Source organism: Lentzea sp. NPDC036949, from assembly GCF_055608075.1.
On the sequence record NZ_JBVJRA010000015.1, the window covers coordinates 124580 to 142943 of the forward strand.

The 18364-nt window shown below is 71.0% G+C and carries 17 protein-coding genes; 8 read left to right on the forward strand and 9 right to left on the reverse strand.

Going from position 1 to position 18364, the window contains the following annotated elements; translation table 11 throughout:
- Positions 1-7: 7 nt before the first annotated feature.
- Positions 8-460: a MarR family winged helix-turn-helix transcriptional regulator gene (locus ACZ7CD_RS33505; protein ID WP_360388542.1), complete on the forward strand. Its 453-nt coding sequence runs from the start codon at positions 8-10 to the stop codon at positions 458-460.
- Between the two features lie 56 nt (positions 461-516).
- Here the strand turns inward: ACZ7CD_RS33505 and ACZ7CD_RS33510 are convergent, their stop codons facing one another.
- Positions 517-1845, reverse strand: a complete 1329-nt coding sequence (locus ACZ7CD_RS33510) for an SLC13 family permease (protein WP_360388545.1) — start codon at positions 1843-1845, stop codon at positions 517-519.
- Between the two features lie 56 nt (positions 1846-1901).
- Positions 1902-3008: a PrpF domain-containing protein gene (locus ACZ7CD_RS33515; RefSeq protein ID WP_458432052.1), complete on the reverse strand. Its 1107-nt coding sequence runs from the start codon at positions 3006-3008 to the stop codon at positions 1902-1904.
- A gap of 268 nt (positions 3009-3276) precedes the next feature.
- Here ACZ7CD_RS33515 and ACZ7CD_RS33520 point away from each other — a divergent pair, with 268 nt between their 5' ends.
- On the forward strand, positions 3277-4188 hold the full coding sequence (locus ACZ7CD_RS33520) for a LysR family transcriptional regulator (RefSeq protein ID WP_470380494.1): 912 nt from the start codon (positions 3277-3279) through the stop codon (positions 4186-4188).
- Positions 4189-4253: 65 nt separating this feature from the next.
- Here ACZ7CD_RS33520 and ACZ7CD_RS33525 read toward each other — a convergent pair whose 3' ends face one another.
- From ACZ7CD_RS33525 to ACZ7CD_RS33545, 5 genes are all read right to left on the reverse strand, one after another.
- Positions 4254-4520 carry an early set domain-containing protein gene (locus tag ACZ7CD_RS33525; protein WP_458432051.1) on the reverse strand — a complete coding sequence of 89 codons (267 nt, stop codon included), beginning with the start codon at positions 4518-4520 and terminating at the stop codon, positions 4254-4256.
- A gap of 8 nt (positions 4521-4528) precedes the next feature.
- Positions 4529-5416 (reverse strand): cytochrome c oxidase assembly protein, encoded by an 888-nt coding sequence (locus tag ACZ7CD_RS33530; protein ID WP_458432050.1) that lies wholly within the window; start codon positions 5414-5416, stop codon positions 4529-4531.
- Entirely contained in the window at positions 5416-5913 is a 498-nt protein-coding gene (locus tag ACZ7CD_RS33535) for a DUF2243 domain-containing protein (protein WP_360388558.1), read from the reverse strand. Before ACZ7CD_RS33535 ends, ACZ7CD_RS33530 begins: the two co-directional genes overlap by 1 nt.
- A gap of 108 nt (positions 5914-6021) precedes the next feature.
- Positions 6022-8718 (reverse strand): ricin-type beta-trefoil lectin domain protein, encoded by a 2697-nt coding sequence (locus ACZ7CD_RS33540; protein ID WP_470372000.1) that lies wholly within the window; start codon positions 8716-8718, stop codon positions 6022-6024.
- A gap of 261 nt (positions 8719-8979) precedes the next feature.
- The gene (locus ACZ7CD_RS33545; protein ID WP_470380495.1) at positions 8980-9642 is read right to left on the reverse strand and encodes a hypothetical protein; all 663 of its coding nucleotides are present in this window, start codon (positions 9640-9642) and stop codon (positions 8980-8982) included.
- A gap of 127 nt (positions 9643-9769) precedes the next feature.
- Between ACZ7CD_RS33545 and ACZ7CD_RS33550 the strand changes: the two genes are divergently transcribed.
- Together ACZ7CD_RS33550 and ACZ7CD_RS33555 are read left to right on the forward strand one after the other, a co-directional pair.
- Positions 9770-10945: a thiolase family protein gene (locus tag ACZ7CD_RS33550; protein WP_458432048.1), complete on the forward strand. Its 1176-nt coding sequence runs from the start codon at positions 9770-9772 to the stop codon at positions 10943-10945.
- Positions 10946-10947: 2 nt separating this feature from the next.
- Positions 10948-11430, forward strand: a complete 483-nt coding sequence (locus ACZ7CD_RS33555; protein ID WP_360388569.1) for a PaaI family thioesterase — start codon at positions 10948-10950, stop codon at positions 11428-11430.
- On the opposite strand, the gene ACZ7CD_RS33560 is transcribed toward ACZ7CD_RS33555, so the two are convergent.
- Complete coding sequence (locus ACZ7CD_RS33560; protein ID WP_360388572.1) at positions 11405-11887, reverse strand: winged helix-turn-helix transcriptional regulator; 483 nt, start codon at positions 11885-11887, stop codon at positions 11405-11407. The two genes, ACZ7CD_RS33555 and ACZ7CD_RS33560, sit on opposite strands and share 26 nt — an antisense overlap.
- Positions 11888-11896: 9 nt before the next feature.
- Positions 11897-12769: an alpha/beta fold hydrolase gene (locus ACZ7CD_RS33565; protein WP_470380496.1), complete on the reverse strand. Its 873-nt coding sequence runs from the start codon at positions 12767-12769 to the stop codon at positions 11897-11899.
- 108 nt (positions 12770-12877) lie between these two features.
- Between ACZ7CD_RS33565 and ACZ7CD_RS33570 the strand changes: the two genes are divergently transcribed.
- From ACZ7CD_RS33570 to ACZ7CD_RS33585, 4 genes are all read left to right on the forward strand, one after another.
- Positions 12878-13585 carry a hypothetical protein gene (locus ACZ7CD_RS33570; protein ID WP_470380497.1) on the forward strand — a complete coding sequence of 236 codons (708 nt, stop codon included), beginning with the start codon at positions 12878-12880 and terminating at the stop codon, positions 13583-13585.
- Between the two features lie 27 nt (positions 13586-13612).
- Positions 13613-16669 carry an isoleucine--tRNA ligase gene (gene ileS / locus ACZ7CD_RS33575; RefSeq protein WP_470376196.1) on the forward strand — a complete coding sequence of 1019 codons (3057 nt, stop codon included), beginning with the start codon at positions 13613-13615 and terminating at the stop codon, positions 16667-16669.
- Between the two features lie 119 nt (positions 16670-16788).
- Positions 16789-17868, forward strand: coding sequence for an NAD(P)H-dependent amine dehydrogenase family protein (locus ACZ7CD_RS33580; protein ID WP_470380498.1), 1080 nt, complete (start codon positions 16789-16791; stop codon positions 17866-17868).
- Positions 17865-18359 carry a carboxymuconolactone decarboxylase family protein gene (locus tag ACZ7CD_RS33585; RefSeq protein ID WP_470380499.1) on the forward strand — a complete coding sequence of 165 codons (495 nt, stop codon included), beginning with the start codon at positions 17865-17867 and terminating at the stop codon, positions 18357-18359. The genes ACZ7CD_RS33580 and ACZ7CD_RS33585 overlap by 4 nt, the downstream gene beginning before the upstream one ends.
- Positions 18360-18364 lie beyond the last annotated feature (5 nt).

Consider the following 18364-nt stretch of genomic DNA (forward strand, 5'->3'; position numbering starts at 1 on the left):
TCCTGACATGAGTCAAGACGACGCGGGCATCGACCTCGACACGTCACTCGGCTACCTGCTGAAGGAGGCGTCGAGCGTCCTGCGCGCGGCCATGGAGCAGGTGCTGCGCCCGCTCGGGATGACCGTGACGCACTACTCGTGCCTGGAGCTGCTGGCCCAGCGGCCGGGCCTGTCGAACTCCGAGCTCGCCCGCCGCGCGTTCGTGACGCGGCAGTCGATGAACGTGCTGCTGCAGAACCTGGAGCGGGACGGGTACGTGACCCGGCCCGCGGCGGCGCCGGTCGGGAAGGTGCTGCCCACGCGGCTCACCCCCCGCGGGCGGCGGAGCCTGGAGAAGGCGTCGGCGGCGGTGCGGGCGGTGGAGGTCAGGATGCTGGCGGGGCTCACCGAGGGCGAGCGGGCGGAGGCGTTCCGGGTGCTGCGGAGCATGGTGCACGCGCTGCGCGACGAAGGCGCCTGAACCGGAACAGCCCTCGGGGCGGACGCCGTGGTGACGTCCGCCCCGAGGGCTGCGGATCAGAACGAGCCGGGCAGCACCAGCACCGCCCACGCCGCGATCGGCCCGAGGCCGACGATCACGCAGGTGTAGGAGATGACCTGGCGGTAGAACCGGGTGCGGTCGACGCCGCGGGCGTTGGCGAGGACCAGGGCGCCGTTGGTGGAGAACGGGGAGACGTCGACGATCGTGGTGGAGATGGCCATGGCGGCGACGACGCCCGCGACCGGCAGCGCGTCGGTGAGCAGCAGCGGGATCGCCATCGGGATGGTGGCGGTGAGGATGGCCGTCGAGGAGGCGAACGCCGAGGTGACGCCGACGATGACGCACAGCACCAGCGCCACGAGCAGCGGGGCGCCGAGGCCGACCGCGCCGTGGGCGACCCAGTCGATGGTGCCGGAGTGCTCCAGCACGCCCACGTAGGTGACCATGCCCGCGACCAGCAGGATCGTCGGCCAGCTGATGCCCTCGACGGCCTTGCCGAGGTGCTCGCGGTCGAGCAGGGCGAGCACGGCTCCTGCGGCCAGGGCGAGGAAGCCGATCTGCAGGTGGAACGCCAGCGCGCCGATCACGAGCACCACCAGGGCAGCGAGGGTGGCCCGCTGGCGCCAGGTCACCGCCACCGCCTCCGGGCGGACCGCCGTGGCGACGCCACCACCGGTCGGCTCCGCCACCCCGCCACCGGACACCCCACCACCGGACACCCCGCCGCCGGAGGCCACGTCGTCCGGGCGTTCGACGAAGCTCTCCTCACCACGGCGGCGCAGCATCACGTAGGTGACGGCGGCCAGCAGCACGTTGAAGCCCAAGCTCGCGAAGAACAACGCGGCGTGCGAGATCGTGAGACCGGACTTCGCAACGATGCCGTGGACCAGCGCGCCGGACACCGCCATCGGCGAGAACGCGCCGGCGTGGGCACCGCAGATCACCATCATGCCGATCATCAGCGGGCTGATGCGGTAGGCGAAGGCGAAGCTCATGCCGATCGGCACCAGCAGTGCGACCGCGGCCGGGGTGAACGTGCCGAGTGCGGTCAGCGTCGCGGCGACGGCGAACAGCACCCAGGGCACGAGGATCGCCCGGCCGCGCACGAGCCGGATCCCGCCCTCCACCAGCAGGTCGATCGTGCCGTTCAGCTTGGCGACGGAGAACAGGTAGGTCACGCCGACGACGGTGATGAACAGCGAAACGGGGAAGCCCTCGAAGATCTCCTTGTCCTCCAAGCCGAACACGAACGTGCCGACGAGGAAGGACGCGACCAGCGCGAGGATCCCGATGTTGACGGGCAACACGGTGGCGATGACGAACATGCCGCCCAGAACCAGGATGGCGATCAGCTGTGATGACATCATTGTCCTCTTGGGTCATGCGGCCCCGACGCTTCCGCCCGGGCAGGACGGTCGGGTCAGGAGGCCGACAGGGCGGCCAGTTCCGTGAGCGGGAGCTCCAGCGGTTCGTCGTCGGGCAGGACCAGGGTCGCGTCGCCGATGCGGCGCGTCGTCCGGGTGACCCCGATGGCGAGCTGTCCGTCGCGGGTGTCAGCGCGGGTCGTCACGACTCCGGCCGGGGTGTCCAGGCGCAGCACCTCCTCGTCACCGGCGGTGAACCGGGACAGGACGGTACCCGCGGTGCGGGCGGCGGCGGTGAGGGCGACGCTGCCGGTGACGGCCAGCGCGGGGTGGGTCCGGCCCATGGACATCATCCGCACGGTCACGTCCGAGCGGCCGGGGCGGCCCGCGCTGACGAGAGCGATCTTCGGGGTGGCGCGGGCGGCCTGCTCGGCCTCGGCGGCGAGGCCCATGCGCACGGCGGCGGTGCGGCGGATGCGGTCGAGCCGGTCCAGCAGGTCCGGCTGGGCGTCGAGCGCGGCCGGGGACGCCTCCCCGTTCGCGCCGAGCTCGTCGGCGGGCACGAGGACGACCGGTGCTCCGGCGTCGAGGAGCGTGACGCGGACGCCGTCCACCACGTCGACGGCGTTGCCGGTGGGCAGCAACGCACCGGTCGTGCGGCCGGCCGGGTCGACGAACCACAGGTGCACGCCGAGACCGGGCTGGGCGACACCGGGGATGCGGTCGGTGCCCCGTTCGGTGACACGGCCCGCCGGCGTCGGCACGTCGACCACGATCAGCTGGCCGGTGTTGGTGTTGTTGATCCGCACCGTCGTCACGTCTCCGGTGGGCGTCACCCAGCCGCGGCGCAGCGCGTACGGGCCGACGACGGCCGAGCAGTTGCCGCAGTTGCTCGTCCAGTCCACGCGCCCGTCGGCGATGCCGATCTGGGCGAACGTGTACTCGACGTCGATGCCCGGCCGGTCGCTCCGCGCGAGCACCACGGCCTTGCTGGTCGTGGACGTCGCCCCGCCGACACCGTCGACCTGGCGCGGGTCGGGGCTCCCGTACAGCCGCAGCAGGACCTCGTCCACGCTGCGACCGGGCACCGCCAGCACATCGCGCTCGAACACCCAGCACTTGCTGGTGCCTCCGCGCATCCACGTCGCCGGTATCTCTCGCACAGCCACTCCTTCGCGGGCGGTGGCAACACCGCCGTGACAACCGGGGAATGACGGCAACCGTGACGTGCACCGAGGTTGAACACAATCACGAGAATCTGCACACCCGTGAAGCCCTCCTTCACGCTCAAACAGCCTAATCAATGCCCATGGATCAGCATCGAGGCCGAGAAACGCTGTTCAATGGCTATGGCTAGCCTGAAGCACAGCTGTACGGAAGTCATCGCACAGTGAAACGACCGCATCGAACTTTTCTGCCGAGGAGCGCCTCATGCTGGACGTCCGACGCCTCGCACTGCTCGCCGCCGTGGTGGACACGGGCTCGATGACCGCCGCTGCGGAACAGCTCGGCTACACGCCGTCGGCGGTCTCCCAGCAGCTGCGCCGGCTGGAGGTGGAGGCCGGTCAGCCGCTGTTGCACCGGCAGGCCAGGGGCGTGCGGCCCACCGAGGCCGGAGCGGTGCTGGCCGGTCACGCCCGCCACGTGCTGCGCCGGCTCAGCGCCGCCGAGGCCGACCTCGCCGAGCTGGCGGGCCTGCGCCGCGGCACGATCGCGGTGGGCGTGTTCCCGACCGTCGCGAGCGCGCTGCTCCCCCAGGTCGTCAGCCGGTTCCGCCGCCAGTACCCGGACCTGCGCCTGGACGTGCGCAGCACGCGGTTCGACGAGCTGGTCGAGCTGCTGGAGAACGGCACGGTCGGCATCGCGCTGCTGTGGGACTACGCGTGGAACCGGGTCGACGTGCCGGACATCTCGCTGACGCCGCTGCTGGACGACCCGACCGTGCTGGTCGTCGCCGCCGACCACCGCCTGGCGCGCAAGAGGTTCACCACCATGGCGGAGCTCGCCGACGAGGAGTGGATCGTGCGCGCCCACGACCACCCGGTCGCCGAGGTGCTCGAACGCAGCTGCCGCGCGGCCGGGTTCACCCCGCGGATCGCGTTCGAGGCCAACGACTACCAGGAGGCGCAGGCCATGGTCAGCGTCGGCCTCGGCGTCGCGCTCGCCCCCAGGACCGCGGTGCGCAACCCGAACCCGGACGTCCGCGTCCTCGCACTGGGCAGCGACATGCCGGCCCGCCGGGTGCTGCTCGCGCACCGCCAGGACCGGCTCCGCGCACCGGCCGAGCTCGCGATGCACCAGTTGCTGGTCGACGTCGCCCGCGAGTACCAGACCAAACCCTGACACCGCTGCCTCACGAGGCGGTCAGGGCTGCGCGCCGGCCACGCCGAAGGTGCCCGGTCGCGGGCTCAGACCGTGATCAGGCACCCGTGGTCGTCGCGGGCGGCGGCGTCCTCGTCGTCGAACCAGTGGCCGTCGGAGCCGAGGTAGCGGAAGCGCAGGGTCGTGCCCCGCGGGACGACGACGGCGGCGGTGCGGCGGCCGTTGGACCGGGCGCGCAGCTCGGTCACGCCCGGCGTCCAGCCGTTGAAGTCGCCGACCACGCTGACGGGTCCTGACGGCTCGTGCCGGGGCAGCGCCCAGGTCACCCGCACTTGCTGGTCCTTCGCAGGCACGATTCGGATCATCGAGACGTCGGTCCTCTCAGGCTTTCCGGTCTTTGTGCCGTGACAGCCTGTCGAGGAGTGCCGCGTCTGACGAGCCGACGCGCCCGAGTGGACAGTCGCTGGATCGGGTGGTTCGTCCGCCGGGCACGGCGCTCGCCGAGCAGCGGTGTGATCATCGCGGCGAGCAGCAGCTCGGCGATGTCGCCGCCGTAGTACATGATCTCCGCACCGGTGCGGACCTCGGCGGCGGGTGCGTCGACCCGGGTCCAGAAGCCGCCGTAGAGCAGCTGGGAGACCACGGCGTGCACCGCGATGGCGCAGCCGAGGTAGACCAGCCGGGTGCGGACGCCGGGTCGTGCCGGAGCGGGGTCGGGGCCGGCGATCACGTGGGCGAACAGCAGCCCGGCGGCGAGGAAGTGCGCGTGCAGCAGCCAGTGCCCCGCCGGGTCGGCGGTGATCACGTTGTACAGCGACGTGAAGTAGAGCGGCACGAGACTGCCGGTGCTCAACAGGAACGCGACCGCCGGTCGTACCGCGAAACGTGCCGGCGGGCTGTGCAGCACCGCGACGAGCCGACGCGCCGCACGGACCGGCAGCGTTCGCAGCAGCAGTGTGACCGGTGCGCTCAGCACGAGTGCCAACGGCGCGTACATGCCGATCAGCAGGTGCTGCGCCATGTGGCCGCGGAAGTCGGTGTGTGCCCATGGTGCGACCGGCGGCAGCAACGCGACGGCCAGCAGGGCGATGCCGCCGAGGAACCCGGCTGTGCGCCACGGGCTCCACCCCAGGACCGGGTTCGACCGTCGAGCGCGGCCGACGAGCAGCAGGTAGACGACCGCGCACGACAACAACGGGACGATGGGCAGCCACGCGCCGATGCTCGGGCCGTGAGCGTGGTGGTCCATCAGGAGTCACGCCGACTGCGTTGCAGCAGATAGCCGCCCACGACCAGAACCGCGCCCAGGGCCAGGAACGCGAGGTCCCACCACAGCTGGTGCGGCCCGCCGCGCACGTGGTGCACGCCGAGGAGGTGGTGGTCGAGCACGCCCTCGACGAGGTTGAACGTGCCCCAGCCGACCAGGACCCACCCCCACAGCGCGCGGGAGGTCCACGTCCCGCGCCGGTTCTCGGTGACCCTGGAGTGCAGGACGGCCAGCCCCAGCAGGACCGCCAGCCAGCAGACCGTGTGGAAGATGCCGTCCCACGCGGTGTTCATCCGCAGCCCGGAGACGGTGTCCGGGTCGTAGAAGTCGATTCCGGCGTTGTCGGTGTTCGTGCTGCTCAACATGTGGTGCCACTGCAGGAGCTGGTGCAGCAGGATGCCGTCGGCGAACCCGCCGAGGCCCACCCCGAGCAGGATTCCGGGGGCTTTCAGGCTCGTCCGCTGTTCGACGGTGGTCACCTGGGCCGTCCGTTCGACCGGGCTTCTTCGTCGAAGATCGGTGCTCTCGTCATGGCTGCCACTCTGGTGGCCCCCCACGCCGCCGCGTAAGGGGCCACTTCGAGCCGGTCAGGAACGCAGGCTCCACTGCTGGTTCGCCGCACCGTTGCAGGTCCAGAGGATGATCCTGGTGCCGTTCGCGGTGGCCGCGCCGTTGGCGTCGAAGCACAACCCGGACTGCACGCCGGTGATCGTGCCGTTCGCGTTGACGTTCCACTGCTGACTGGTCTGGTTCGCGCAGTCCCCGATCACGACCGCGGTGCCGTTGCCGGTGCCGCCGCCGCTCGCGACCAGGCACTTGGTGCCGTACACCTGCAACTGCTTGGCCGAGGTGAGGGTGAAGCGCTGGTTGGTGTTGCCGTGGCAGTCCCACAGCTGGGCCGCGGCACCGTTGGCCGTGCTCGCGCCGTTGATGTCGACGCACCGGCCGGACTGGCCGCCCACGATCGTGCCGCTCTGCTGGCTGCCACCGCCCTGGCGCCGCACCAGCGACTTCGACTCGGCCGACCGCACGCCCTGCGCGTCCACGACGAACAGCCGGTAGTCGCCGTTGGTGGCCGGGACGTCGATGGTCGTCGCCGTGCCACCGGCCCTGGTCATCGTCGGTCCCACCGCGAAGTTCGTGGTGCCGGAAGGCGCCAGCCACACGGTCCTGGTCGCGTCACCGGTGCTGCGGATCGAGATCGAGGCCGTGCCCGCGCCGACGAACGTGCTGGCGGGCAGCGCGTAGTCGGGCCGGGAGAGGTTGGCGGCGGGGACGATGTCGCGGTAGGCGTCCTCCAGGCCGGAGCGCACGGCGATGCCGTAGGCCGCGGCCGGCCACACGTAGTCCGAGGACACCAGGATGTCGTGGATGGTGCTGTTGGGCAGGACCTTCTGCGAGACCTTGTTGATCGGCCCGTAGGTCTGCGTGATGCTCAGGTCGTGCTTGCGGCCGAAGTCGTCGGAGTTGACCAGCCAGGTGACGTTCTTGTCGACGCTGAGCACGTTGTCGCGGAAGGTCATGAAGGCCGACCCCTCGTCCGGGTGCAGGCCGTACTTGTGCCCGGACGGGACGCCTTGCAGGTAGTTGTCCGTGATCGTGGTGCCCGGCTGGCTGCCCAGCGTGTAGATGGGCGCGGTGTCGTTGAGCCGCTGCACCGTGTCGATGATGTGGTTGTGGCTGACGGTGTTGTTGCGGGCCGTGGTCGTCGGCCGGTTCGGCGCGATGGAACCCGATGAGCCGTCGAAGTTCCACCAGCCCCAGCCGAGCGTGATGCCGTTCCACGGCGCCTTCTCGATGCGGTTGTGCTGCACCGTCAGCGTGTCCGCGAAGTAGGCGGAGATCGGGCTGTGGCCGTTGAACAGCACCGCGCTGTCGTAGAGGTAGTTGTTCTTGATCTCGATGTTCTTCGGCAGGCCCTCGGCCTGGGCGGTGTACTTCTCGCGGTTGGACGAGGTGTGGTCGCCGATGTAGACGTGCTGCGGGTGGCCGACGACGATCGCGGACCCGGCGACGTCGTTGGTGACGTTGCCGACCAGCTGGGTGTTCAGCACGTCGTTGACCATGCTGATGCCGTCGACGCCGGTGTGCTGGACCCTGTTGCGCAGCAACGCGATGCCTTCGGCGTTCTCCAGCTGCACGGCGCCGGGTGCGGTGTCGACGTTGCGGTAGTAGTAGACGTGGAAGTTGCCCTTGGCGTAGGCGGTGTTGCCGAGGTTGCCCTGCTGGGCCTGCTTGAACGACGACCCGGCCACGGTGAACAGGTTCCAGTCCGAGTGCTGCACGGTGATACCGGAGAACGTGATGTTGCGCGCGCGGTTGGCCGTGGAGGTGCCCGCGATCCGCAGCAGCGTTGAGACGTTGTTGGGCGCGAAGATCGACGCGGTCGCCATGTTGTCGGAGTCGGCCTTGTAGTAGAACACCGTCTGGCTCGACCGGTCGAAGTAGAACTCGCCCGGAGCGTCGAGGAACTCGTAGGCGTTCATGAACTTGTGGCTGCCGCCCGACTGGAAGTTGCCGTTGAACGCGCCCTGGGCGATGGCGCCGCCGGGCTGCTGGAACAACGCCACCCGGCTCGCACCGTCGCTGCTCGTGGTGATCTGGCGGACGCCGGCGATGGCCGTCGTCCACGTCGTGGCGGTCTCGATCTCGATGTCGGCGGGGTTGCGGGTGATGGCGGGCAGGTCGCCGGGGTTGTAGCGGGCGCCGTCGCACTGCGAGCCCGACTCCCACGCCCACGGCGCCTGCCCTGCGGTCACGGTGTAGGTGCCGTAGCAGCCCTGCGAGCTGATCGTCTTGGTGGCCATGAAGGCGCGCTTGTCGTTGACGTACAACGCCCGCAGCTTGTTCGCGCGGCTGAGCGGCGCCTTCCAGATGTTGCCGCTGTGCTGCGTCCAGCCGGTCACCGGCACGCCGCCGCTGAGCACCGGCACCTCGTCCTGGTACGCGGAGTACAGGACCCGGTGGCCGTTCGTGCCCGAGTCGCCCGGCGTGAACTCGACGGTGCTCGTGACCGGGTAGTTCCCGCCGCGCAGGTGCACCTGGATGTCGCCGGACATGTTCGCGTTCACCGCGCGCACGGCGTCCCGTGCACGCGGCAGCGTCCGGAACGGCGCCGTGAGCGTGCCGGGGTTGGAGTCGTTCCCGTCCGGTGCGACGTAGAACGTCTCCTGCACGGCGGCGGAGGCGCGGAGCTGACCTGCCGAGGCCGGCAGCAGTGCGGCGGACACCAGCACCGCGAGGGCGACCAGCGACCTCGCGGCGTTCACGGCTGTGCTCCCCATGCTCTCCCCTTCGCTCACCCCGCGAACCGGCCGGGAGCCACCCGCGGATCACCGCCACCTTCCAGCACGCCGGGCGCGGGCGGGCAGCCGATGGCAGATATCTGCCACGATTGTGAGCGCTAACGTTTTAGCAAGGGCCGGATGGAGCACGGCACCGCGCTAGTGGCTGTTGAGCAGGCGAGATCTGTGCAACAGTTTCGATGTGAGCGTTGCGCAACCCGGTGGTCTGCCATCGCTGTGGCGGACCACCGGCGCGTACGGTCACGCCTTCGCGAACGTCTCCGCGAAGATCGGCACCGCGGAGGTCAGCTGCGCCTCGGCCGCCGCCTGCGTCGGGCCGAACGCCACCACGACCGTGATGAGCGTGCCGCGGCCCATGACCGCGTGGCACGACCAGTCGATGAGCGCGGGGTCCTCGGTCGTCTCGCAGTAGGCGTAGAAGTCGTCGACGCCCTGCGGCTTGGTGAGCGGGAGTTCGAGCTTGATCTTGTCGGCGCCGCGGTACTGGGTGCACTGCTGCGCCCAGGTCCGCACCCGCTCGACCAGCGTGGCCGCCGGGCGGCCGGCCGTGGCGTGAACCCGCTGGAACAGGTCCACCCGCCCGTCCCAGGTGCGCGTCCGCGAGACCGACATGCCGTCGGCGAACAGCTCACTGGTCTTGCAGACGAAGGTGACCGGCTCGCCCTCCAGGCCGGGGTCGGTGTCGGTGGCGGGTGTGCTCGACCCGACCTTGCCGCCCAGGGCGTCGAACGCACCGGGCGGGGCGATCGCCGCCTTGGCGCGCAGGTCCAGCTCCGCCGCGGTCGGCGGCGCCGTCGTCGTGGTGGTCGTCGTGACCGGCGGCGCCGCAGCCGGCTCACCACCGCAGGCGGTCGTGGCCAGGGCGGCGATCGCCACGACGGCAGCACAAATGCGCTTCTTCAACTTGTTTCCCCCAGGAGTCACGCGCCCGGCAACGGGCGCACGGAGATGATCTAACCAAATCCGGCACAGCGGTTTTCCCTCGCAACCTGGCTTGGCTTGAGCACAGTCAGGGGGTAGCGTCCTGACTATGCCTTCCACTAGTCAGGCTGTCGTCGTCGACGCCGTCCGCACCCCGCTGGCCAAGGGCAAGCCCGGTGGCGCGTACTCCGAGATCCACCCGGTGGACCTGCACAGCGCGGTCCTCAAGGCACTCGTCGACCGCACCGGGCTCGACCCGGCCGCGGTCGACGACGTCATCAGCGGCGCCGTCGGCCAGGTCGGCGAGCAGTCGGGCAACACGGCGCGGTGGGCGGCGCTCGCGGCCGGGTTCCCGGAGTCGGTGCCGGGCGTGACCGTGGACCGGCAGTGCGGGTCGAGCCAGCAGGCGCTGCACTTCGCGGCGCAGGGGGTGCTGGCCGGCGCCTACGACGTGGTGGTCGCGTCCGGGGTCGAGTCGATGAGCCGCGTCCCGATCGGGTCGCAGGCGCTGGGCAGGGACTTCCTCGGGACGAAGGTCGCCGCGCGCTACCCGGAGGGGCTGGTGCCGCAGGGCATCAGCGCGGAGCTGATCGCGCGGAGGTGGGGCCTGTCGCGGGCGCGGCTCGACGAGTTCTCCGCCGAGTCGCACCAGAAGGCCGCCGCGGCGTGGAAGGACGGGCTCTTCGACGCGCAGGTCGTGGCGGTGACCGACCTGGCGGTGGACGAGACGATCCGCCCCGACACGACCGCCGAGGTGCTGGCCGGGCTGCGACCGGCGTTCCGGGCAGAGCACTGGGAGACGCGGTTCCCCGAGCTGGACTGGCGGATCACCGCCGGCAACAGCTCACCGGTCAACGACGGCGCCGCGGCCGTGCTGGTCACCAGCGAGGAGGCGGCGGCGCGGCACGGGCTGCGGCCACGGGCCCGCGTGCACTCGTTCGCCGTCGCCGGCGACGACCCCGTCCTCATGCTCACCGGCATCATCCCCGCCACGCACAAGGTGCTGGCCCGCGCCGGGCTCACGATCAACGACATCGACGTGTTCGAGGTCAACGAGGCGTTCGCGCCGGTCGTGCTGGCGTGGCAGGCGGAGACCGGCGCGGACCCGGCGAAGGTCAACGTCAACGGCGGCGCCATCGCGATCGGGCACCCGCTGGGCGCGTCCGGGGCGCGGCTGATGACGACGTTGCTGAACACCCTGGAGCAGACCGGCGGCCGGTTCGGGTTGCAGGTCATGTGCGAGGCGGGCGGACTCGCCAACGCGACGATCATCGAGAGGGTCTGACGGTGGACCGGACGCGCACCTACGGCTGGAGCGACCCGCGGCTGCTCGCCCGGGCGGCGAGCGAGCTGGACGGCGCCGAGTTCCTCAAGAAGATCGGCAGCGGCGACCTGCCCGCTCCCCCTGCCGCCGAGACCACCGGCCTGAGAATGGCCGAGATCGGTGACGGGTACGCGCGGTTCGAGCTGACACCGGCCGAGTGGCACTACAACCCGATCGGCTCGGTGCACGGCGGTGTCCTGTCGACGCTCGCCGACACCGCGCTCGGGTGCGCGGTGCACAGCAGGCTGCCCGCGGGCACCGGCTACACCTCGCTGGACCTCACGATCAAGTTCACCCGCCCGGCCACGCTCGGCAGCGGCACGCTCACGTGCGAGGGCCGGGTGGTGTCCAGCGGGCGCCGCACCGCCACGGCCGAGGGCCGCGTCACCGACGCATCCGGCCGCGTGATCGCGCACGCCGTCACGACGTGCCTGCTCCTCGGTTGATCCGCACCTGCAACCCCTCCGGCGTGAGCGACCCGGCGCCGGAGGGGACGACGTGCACGCTCACCGGTTCACCGGTCTCGGCGGCCACCACCTGCAACGGGCCGTCCTCGCGCAGGTAGGTGTCGCCCCACTGCATGAGGGCGACGACCACCGGCAGCAGCGCGTTGCCCATGTCGGTCAGCACGTACTCGTACCGCGTGCGCGCGCCGGGCTCCCGGTACGGGCGTTTGGCCAGCACGCCGGCCTCGACCAGTTCCTTGAGGCGCTTGGCCGCGACGGCCTCGGTGATGCCCACGCGCCGCACGAACGCGTCGAACCTCGTCGTGCCGTAGAAGGCCTCGCGCAGCAGGAGGACCGCCGACTTCGTGCCGATGACGTCCAGCGCCAGCGCGATCGAGCACCGGTCCGGCTGCCACTGGTCCAGCGCGGCCAACGGGCCCTTCATCTGCATGGGCATGCAGGGAGCCTACACCTGGCTAGTGTCGGACATACCCAGCTCGGCGGGGCGGTCCGCCAGCGTCGCGACCAGGAACGGCAGGCACAGCGCGAGGACCTCGTCCGGGGTCTGCACGTGCGGGTAGTGGCCGGCGCCCTCGATGACGGCCAGCTCGCCGCGACCCCGGGGCAGGCCGGCGAGCACCTTCTCCCCCTCTGCCCGCGGGTCGGCCCAGTCGGGGTCGGCGTCGCCCATGACGACGAGCACCGGGCAGGTGACGTCGGCCAGCCGCGCACCGGCGTCGGCGGGGCTGGTCTTGCACATGGCCTGCAACACCCCCATCCGGCCGGGTTCGCCCAGCTTGGCCTCGATGCGCGCGAGCTCCACGGTCCAGTCCGCCGGCTTCACCGGCACCGCGAGGTCGAGGTACCTCGTCCAGCCCGGCAGGCTGCCCGCGATCATGACCTTCGCGAGCTGCGCGTACCCGGCGCGGAAGCGGCGCACCCGCAGCAGCCCGCCCACGTCGAAGGACTGCGCGCGGGTGAACGGCGCGAGCTCCACGACACCGGCGACGACGTCGGGCGCGGCGGCGGCCGCGATCGTGGCCGCACCGCCGCTGATGGACTGACCGATGATCACCGCCGGGCCGCCCAGGTGGCGGATGACGGCCACCAGGTCCCCCGCGATGTCGGTGCGGCTGTAACCGTCCCAGCCGACGCCGGAGTCACCGCAGCCGCGGAGGTCGACGTTCGCCACCCGGTACCCCTGCGCGGCCAGTGCCGGGGCGAGGAAGCGGTAGGAGTGGCGGCTGTCGCCGATGCCGTGGGCGAGCACGACGAGCGGCCCCTGCCCGATCAGGTCGTAGGCGAGGGTGTTGCCGTCGATCTCCAGGTGCTCGGTCACGCTGTTCTCCAGAGCCTCGGCTAATGTCGTTAGCCAAAAGCTAATGCCATTAGCCTGCGTTGTCAAAACCCGGCGGTCCCGGCCTGCTTCGTCGACTACGCTCCGCCCGTGAAGCGACTCATCGCGGCCGTCCTGTGCCTGGCAGCGGCTGCCTGCACCACCCCGGCTCCGGACGCCACACCGCCTTCGACCGGGGCGTCCAGCGGCGCGCCGACGACCGTGCCGACGACCGTGCCGACGTCCGCCGGTGATCCGCAGGCCATCTCCGCCGCCTTCGAGACCTACCGGGAAGCCGCGCTGGCCAAGGACGGCGCCGCCGCCCTCCCCGTGCTGCTGAGCAACACCTTCAAGATCTACGACGGGATCAGGCGGGAAGCGGTCACCGGCACCGAGCAGACGGTCGCGACCCAGCGGCCGAGCGCCCGCCTCCTCACGTACGCGATGCGCGCCGAGCTCGACCACGCCGTGCTGCGCACCGGCTCGCCGCAGGACCTCGTGAAGACGATCATCGACCGGGGTCTGGTCAACGCGGACGACGCCCGCGACATCGCGCTGAGCCGGCCGACGATCCACAACGGCGTCGCGCTGGCCCGCTACGCCGTCCGGGGCGAGCAGGCGTCGGGCATGATCGGCTTCGGCCTCGAGGACGGTGTGTGGAAGTTCGACCTGCCGGCCCTGTTCGACCTCTCCGACCTGGCGTTCAACCAGCAGAAGAACCGCGAGGGCCTGACCTCCGAGCAGCTGGTCGACCAGCTGCTGACCACCAGGTACGGAGCAGCCACGGCCGCGAAGCTCCGCACGCCGCTCGGCGGCTGACCGCACGGCTGGAGGATCATGGCCGGCATGAGCGAGAACGCCCGCCCGCTGCCGTCCAAGGTGGACCTCGGTGACCTGGACCGCCGGATCATCCGGTGGTGGCAGGACAACGACGTGTTCGCCCGCAGCGTCGAGCAGACCGCCCAAGGGCCCGCGTGGGTGTTCTACGAGGGACCACCGACCGCGAACGGCATGCCGGGCACACACCACGTCGAAGCGCGCGTGTTCAAGGACGTGTTCCCGCGCTACCGCACGATGAAGGGCTGCTCGGTGCCGCGCAGGGCCGGGTGGGACTGCCACGGGCTGCCGGTGGAGCTGGCGGTCGAGAAGGAGCTCGGGCTGTCCGGCAAGCCCGACGTCGAGCGGATGGGCGTCGCCGAGTTCAACGCGCACTGCCGGGAGTCCGTGCTGCGGCACGTCGGCGCGTTCGAGCAGCTCACCGAGCGGATGGGCTACTGGATCGACCTGGCGCACCCGTACGAGACGATGACGCCGGAGTACGTCGACAGCGTCTGGTGGTCGTTGCAGCGCATCCACGCCGACGGCCGGTTGGTCGAGGACTTCCGGGTCACGCCGTACTGCGCGAACGACCAGACCACGTTGTCCGACCACGAGGTGGCGCAGGGGTACGAGACGGTGACGGACCCGTCCGCCTACGTGCGACTCCCCCTCGTCGAGCCGCTGCACGGCATCGACGGCGCCGAGCTGCTGATCTGGACCACGACGCCGTGGACGCTGGTGTCCAACACCGCGGTCGCCGTGCACCCGGAGGTCACCTACGTGGTCGCGCGCACCGGGGACGGCGTGTTCGTGGTGGCCGAGCCGCGGGTCGAGGCCGTTCTCGGCGACGCCGAGGTGCTGGCGGCGCTCACCGGTGCGGAGCTGGCCGGGCTGCGGTACGAGCGGCCGTTCGAGCTCATCGACATCCCCGACGCGCACCGGGTGGTGCTCGCCGGCTACGTGACGACCACTGACGGCACCGGTCTGGTGCACCAGGCGCCGGCGTTCGGCGCCGAGGACCTGGCCGTGGCGAGGGAGAACGGGCTGCCGCTGGTCAACCCGGTCGGGCGGGACGGGCGGTTCCTGGCAGAGGTGCCGCTGGTGGGCGGGACGTTCTTCAAGGACGCCGACCCCGTGCTGGTCGAGGAGCTGCGCCGGACCGGCCGGCTGTTCCGCTACGAGGACTTCGAGCACCCGTACCCGCACTGCTGGCGTTGCCACTGGCCGCTGCTCTATTACGCGCAGCCGTCGTGGTACGTCCGCACGACCGAGGTGCGCGCGGAGCTGCTGCGGGAGAACGAGGCGACGAACTGGTTCCCCGAGCACATCAAGCACGGCCGCTACGGCGACTGGCTGGTCAACAACGTCGACTGGGCGCTGTCGCGGACGCGCTACTGGGGCACGCCGCTGCCGCTGTGGCGCTGCGACGGCGGGCACGTCACGGCCGTGGGCTCGCGGGCGGAGCTGGGGCGGCTGGCCGGGGCTGATCTGTCCACACTGGACCCGCACCGGCCGTTCGTGGACGCGGTCACGTTCGCCTGCCCGGACTGCGGCGAGGTGGCCACGCGGGTGCCGGAGGTCATCGACGCCTGGTACGACTCGGGCGCGATGCCGTTCGCCTCGCTCGGCTACCCGCACCTGCCCGGCAGCGTCGAGGCGTTCGAGGCCACCTACCCGGCGCAGTACATCTGCGAGGCGATCGACCAGACCCGCGGCTGGTTCTACACGCTGATGGCGATCGGCACTCTGGTGTTCGGCAAGTCGCCGTACGAGAACGTCGTGTGCCTGGGCCACATCCTGGCCGAGGACGGCCGCAAGATGAGCAAGCACCTGGGCAACATCATCGAGCCGATCCCGTTGATGGACACGCATGGCGCGGACGCGTTGCGGTGGTTCATGGCCTGCTCGGGCTCGCCGTGGTCGGCACGCCGCGTCGGTGCCGGGCCGCTGGACGAGATCGTGCGCAAGGTGCTGCTGACGTACTGGAACACCGCCTCGTTCTTCAGCCTCCACGCCTCGGGTGCCACGTGGACCGCAGGCTCCGACCGGCCGGTGCTCGACCGGTGGGTGCTCTCCGAGCTGCACGCGCTCGTGGCCGCTGTCGACGTTGCGATGGAGCAGTACGACACCGCGCAGGCCGGCCGGTTGCTCGCCGGGTTCGTCGACGACCTGTCGAACTGGTACGTGCGCCGGTCGCGGCAACGGTTCTCGCGCGGCGACGAGAACGCGCTGGCGACGCTGCACGAGTGCCTGGAGGTGCTCACCCGGCTGCTGGCGCCGTTCGTGCCGTTCATCACCGAGGAGGTCTGGCAGCGGGTGATCAGGCCGCACGACCCCGCCGCCGCGGACTCGGTGCACCTGGCCACGTGGCCCGTCAGCGATCCCGCCCGCGTCTCCCCCGAGCTGTCCGCGCAGGTCGCGAGTGCCCGCGTGGTCGCGGAGCTGGGCCGTGCCGCGCGCAAGTCCGCGGGTCTGCGCATCCGCCAGCCGTTGAGCCGCGCGCTGGTCAGCGTTCCGTTGCCGCGGGAGCTGCTCGACGACGTCGGTGACGAGCTCAACGTCAAGGTCGTGCTGCCGCTCGACGCCGCGAGCGAGGTGGTCGACATCGAGGTGCGGCCGAACTTCCGCGTACTGGGCAAGCGGTTCGGCAAGCGCACCCAGGAGGTGGCGGCGGCGATCACGGCCGCGGACCCCCGCTCGTTGGCGGAGGCCCTGCGCGCCACGGGTGCGGCCGAGCTGGCCGGGTCCGTCACGCTCTCGCCGGATGACGTGCTGGTCACCGAGGCGCCGCGCAGCGGTTGGGTCGTGGGTGCGCAGCAGGGCGTGACGATCGCGCTCGACACCGCGCTCACGCCGGAGCTGGAGGCGGAGGGCCTGGCGCGGGACGTGGTCCGGCTGGTGCAGCAGGCCCGCAAGGACTCCGGGTTCGACGTCTCCGACCGCATCGAGGTCGTCCTGACGGCACCCGAGGACGTCGCGGCGGCCGTTCACACGCACCGCGATTTCGTCGAACGCGAAACGCTGGCCGTGTCCCTTCTCCTGCACCCAGGCAAGGAGCTGACCGTCCAACTCCACAAACCCTAGCCCCACCCCGCTTGTTGCAGATGCCGTGGAAGGCAGGGGGTTACGCCCCGCGGGTGGATTTGGGAGCGGGAACGGGACTGCACTAGAAACTGGAACGTGTTCTAGTTAGGCTACAGCGCATGATCGCCACAGTGGTGTGGGGCACGGGCAACGTCGGGCGTGCGGCAATTCGGGCCGTGGAGGCCCATCCTGGGTTGAAGTTGACCGCGGTGGTCGTGCACGACGCCAACAAGGTGGGACGCGACGCCGGTGATCTCGCTGGAACCGGTTACAACACAGGGATCGCCGCGACCGACGACATCGGCGCGGTGCTCGCCACGGGTCCACGGGCCGTCGTCTACGCGGCCTCGGGTGACGTGCGGCCGGCCGAGGCGCTCGCCGACATCACCAGGGCGATCGCGGCGGGCGCGGTGGTGGTGACGCCGTCGCTGTACGCGCTCTACGACCACCGCAGTGCACCTCCGGAGCTGCGCGACCCGGTGCTGAAGGCGATAGCTGACGGCGGCGGGTCGCTGTTCGTGTCGGGTGTGGACCCCGGCTGGGGCAACGACGTGCTGCCGTTGCTGATCAGCGGACTGGGCAGCCGGATCGACGCGGTGCGCTGCCAGGAGATCTTCGACTACTCGACCTACGACCAGCCCGACGCGGTGCGGTGGCTGATCGGCATGGGCCAGCCGCTCGACTACCAGGCGCCGATGCTGATGCCCGCGGTGCCGACCATGGTGTGGGGCGGGCAGATCCGGCTGATGGCCAGGGCGCTGGGCGTGGAGGTCGACGAGATCCGCGAGACCGTCGACCGGCGTGCGCTCGACGAGACGGTGACGACGCGGACCATGGGCGAGTTCGAGGCCGGCACGCAGGGCGCGATCCGGTTCGAGGTGCAGGGGGTCGTCGGCGGCGAGCCGTTGATCGTGATCGAGCACGTCACGCGCATCCACCCGTCCTGCGCGCCCGACTGGCCGATGCCGCCCTCCGGCGACGGCGCGCACAAGGTGATCATCGAGGGCCGGCCGCGCATCGAGGTGTCCGTCGAGGCCGACGACGAGGGCGAGAACCGGTCCGCGGGCGGCAACGCGACGGCGGTCGGGCGGCTCGTGAACGCCATCGACTGGCTGGCCGCGGCGGAACCCGGTCTCTACGACGCGTTGGACGTGCCGCTGCGACCGGTGGCGGGCAAGCTGGGGAGGAGTGCGCGGTGAACGTCGACATCCCGCAGGGCAAGGACCCCATCGGGTACGTGTGGGGCGAGATGGTGCCGGGCATCGGTGTCGCCGCGGCGAACTTCTCGCTCGCGGTCTACCAGCACACCACGCTCGGGCTGCGCGAGTTCGAGGCGGCCCGGCTGCGGACCGCGCAGATCAACGGGTGCCTGTTCTGCCTCGACTGGCGGACCGAGCGCGACGGGCGGAAGGTCGAGGACGGGTTCCTCGACGCGGTGACCCAGTGGCGCACCACCGACGCCTTCGACGACCGCACCAGGATGGCCGCCGAGTACGCCGAGCGGTACGCACTGGACCACCACGGTCTCGACGAGGACTTCTGGTCCCGCATGACCGCGTCGTACAGCCAGGTGGAGATCGTGGAGCTGACCATGAGCATCGGCGCGTGGCTCTCGTTCGGCCGGTTGAACCACGTGCTCGGGCTCGACGCGGTCTGCGTGCTGCCGAGTCAGCTGGGAGCGTCCACGTAGGACTT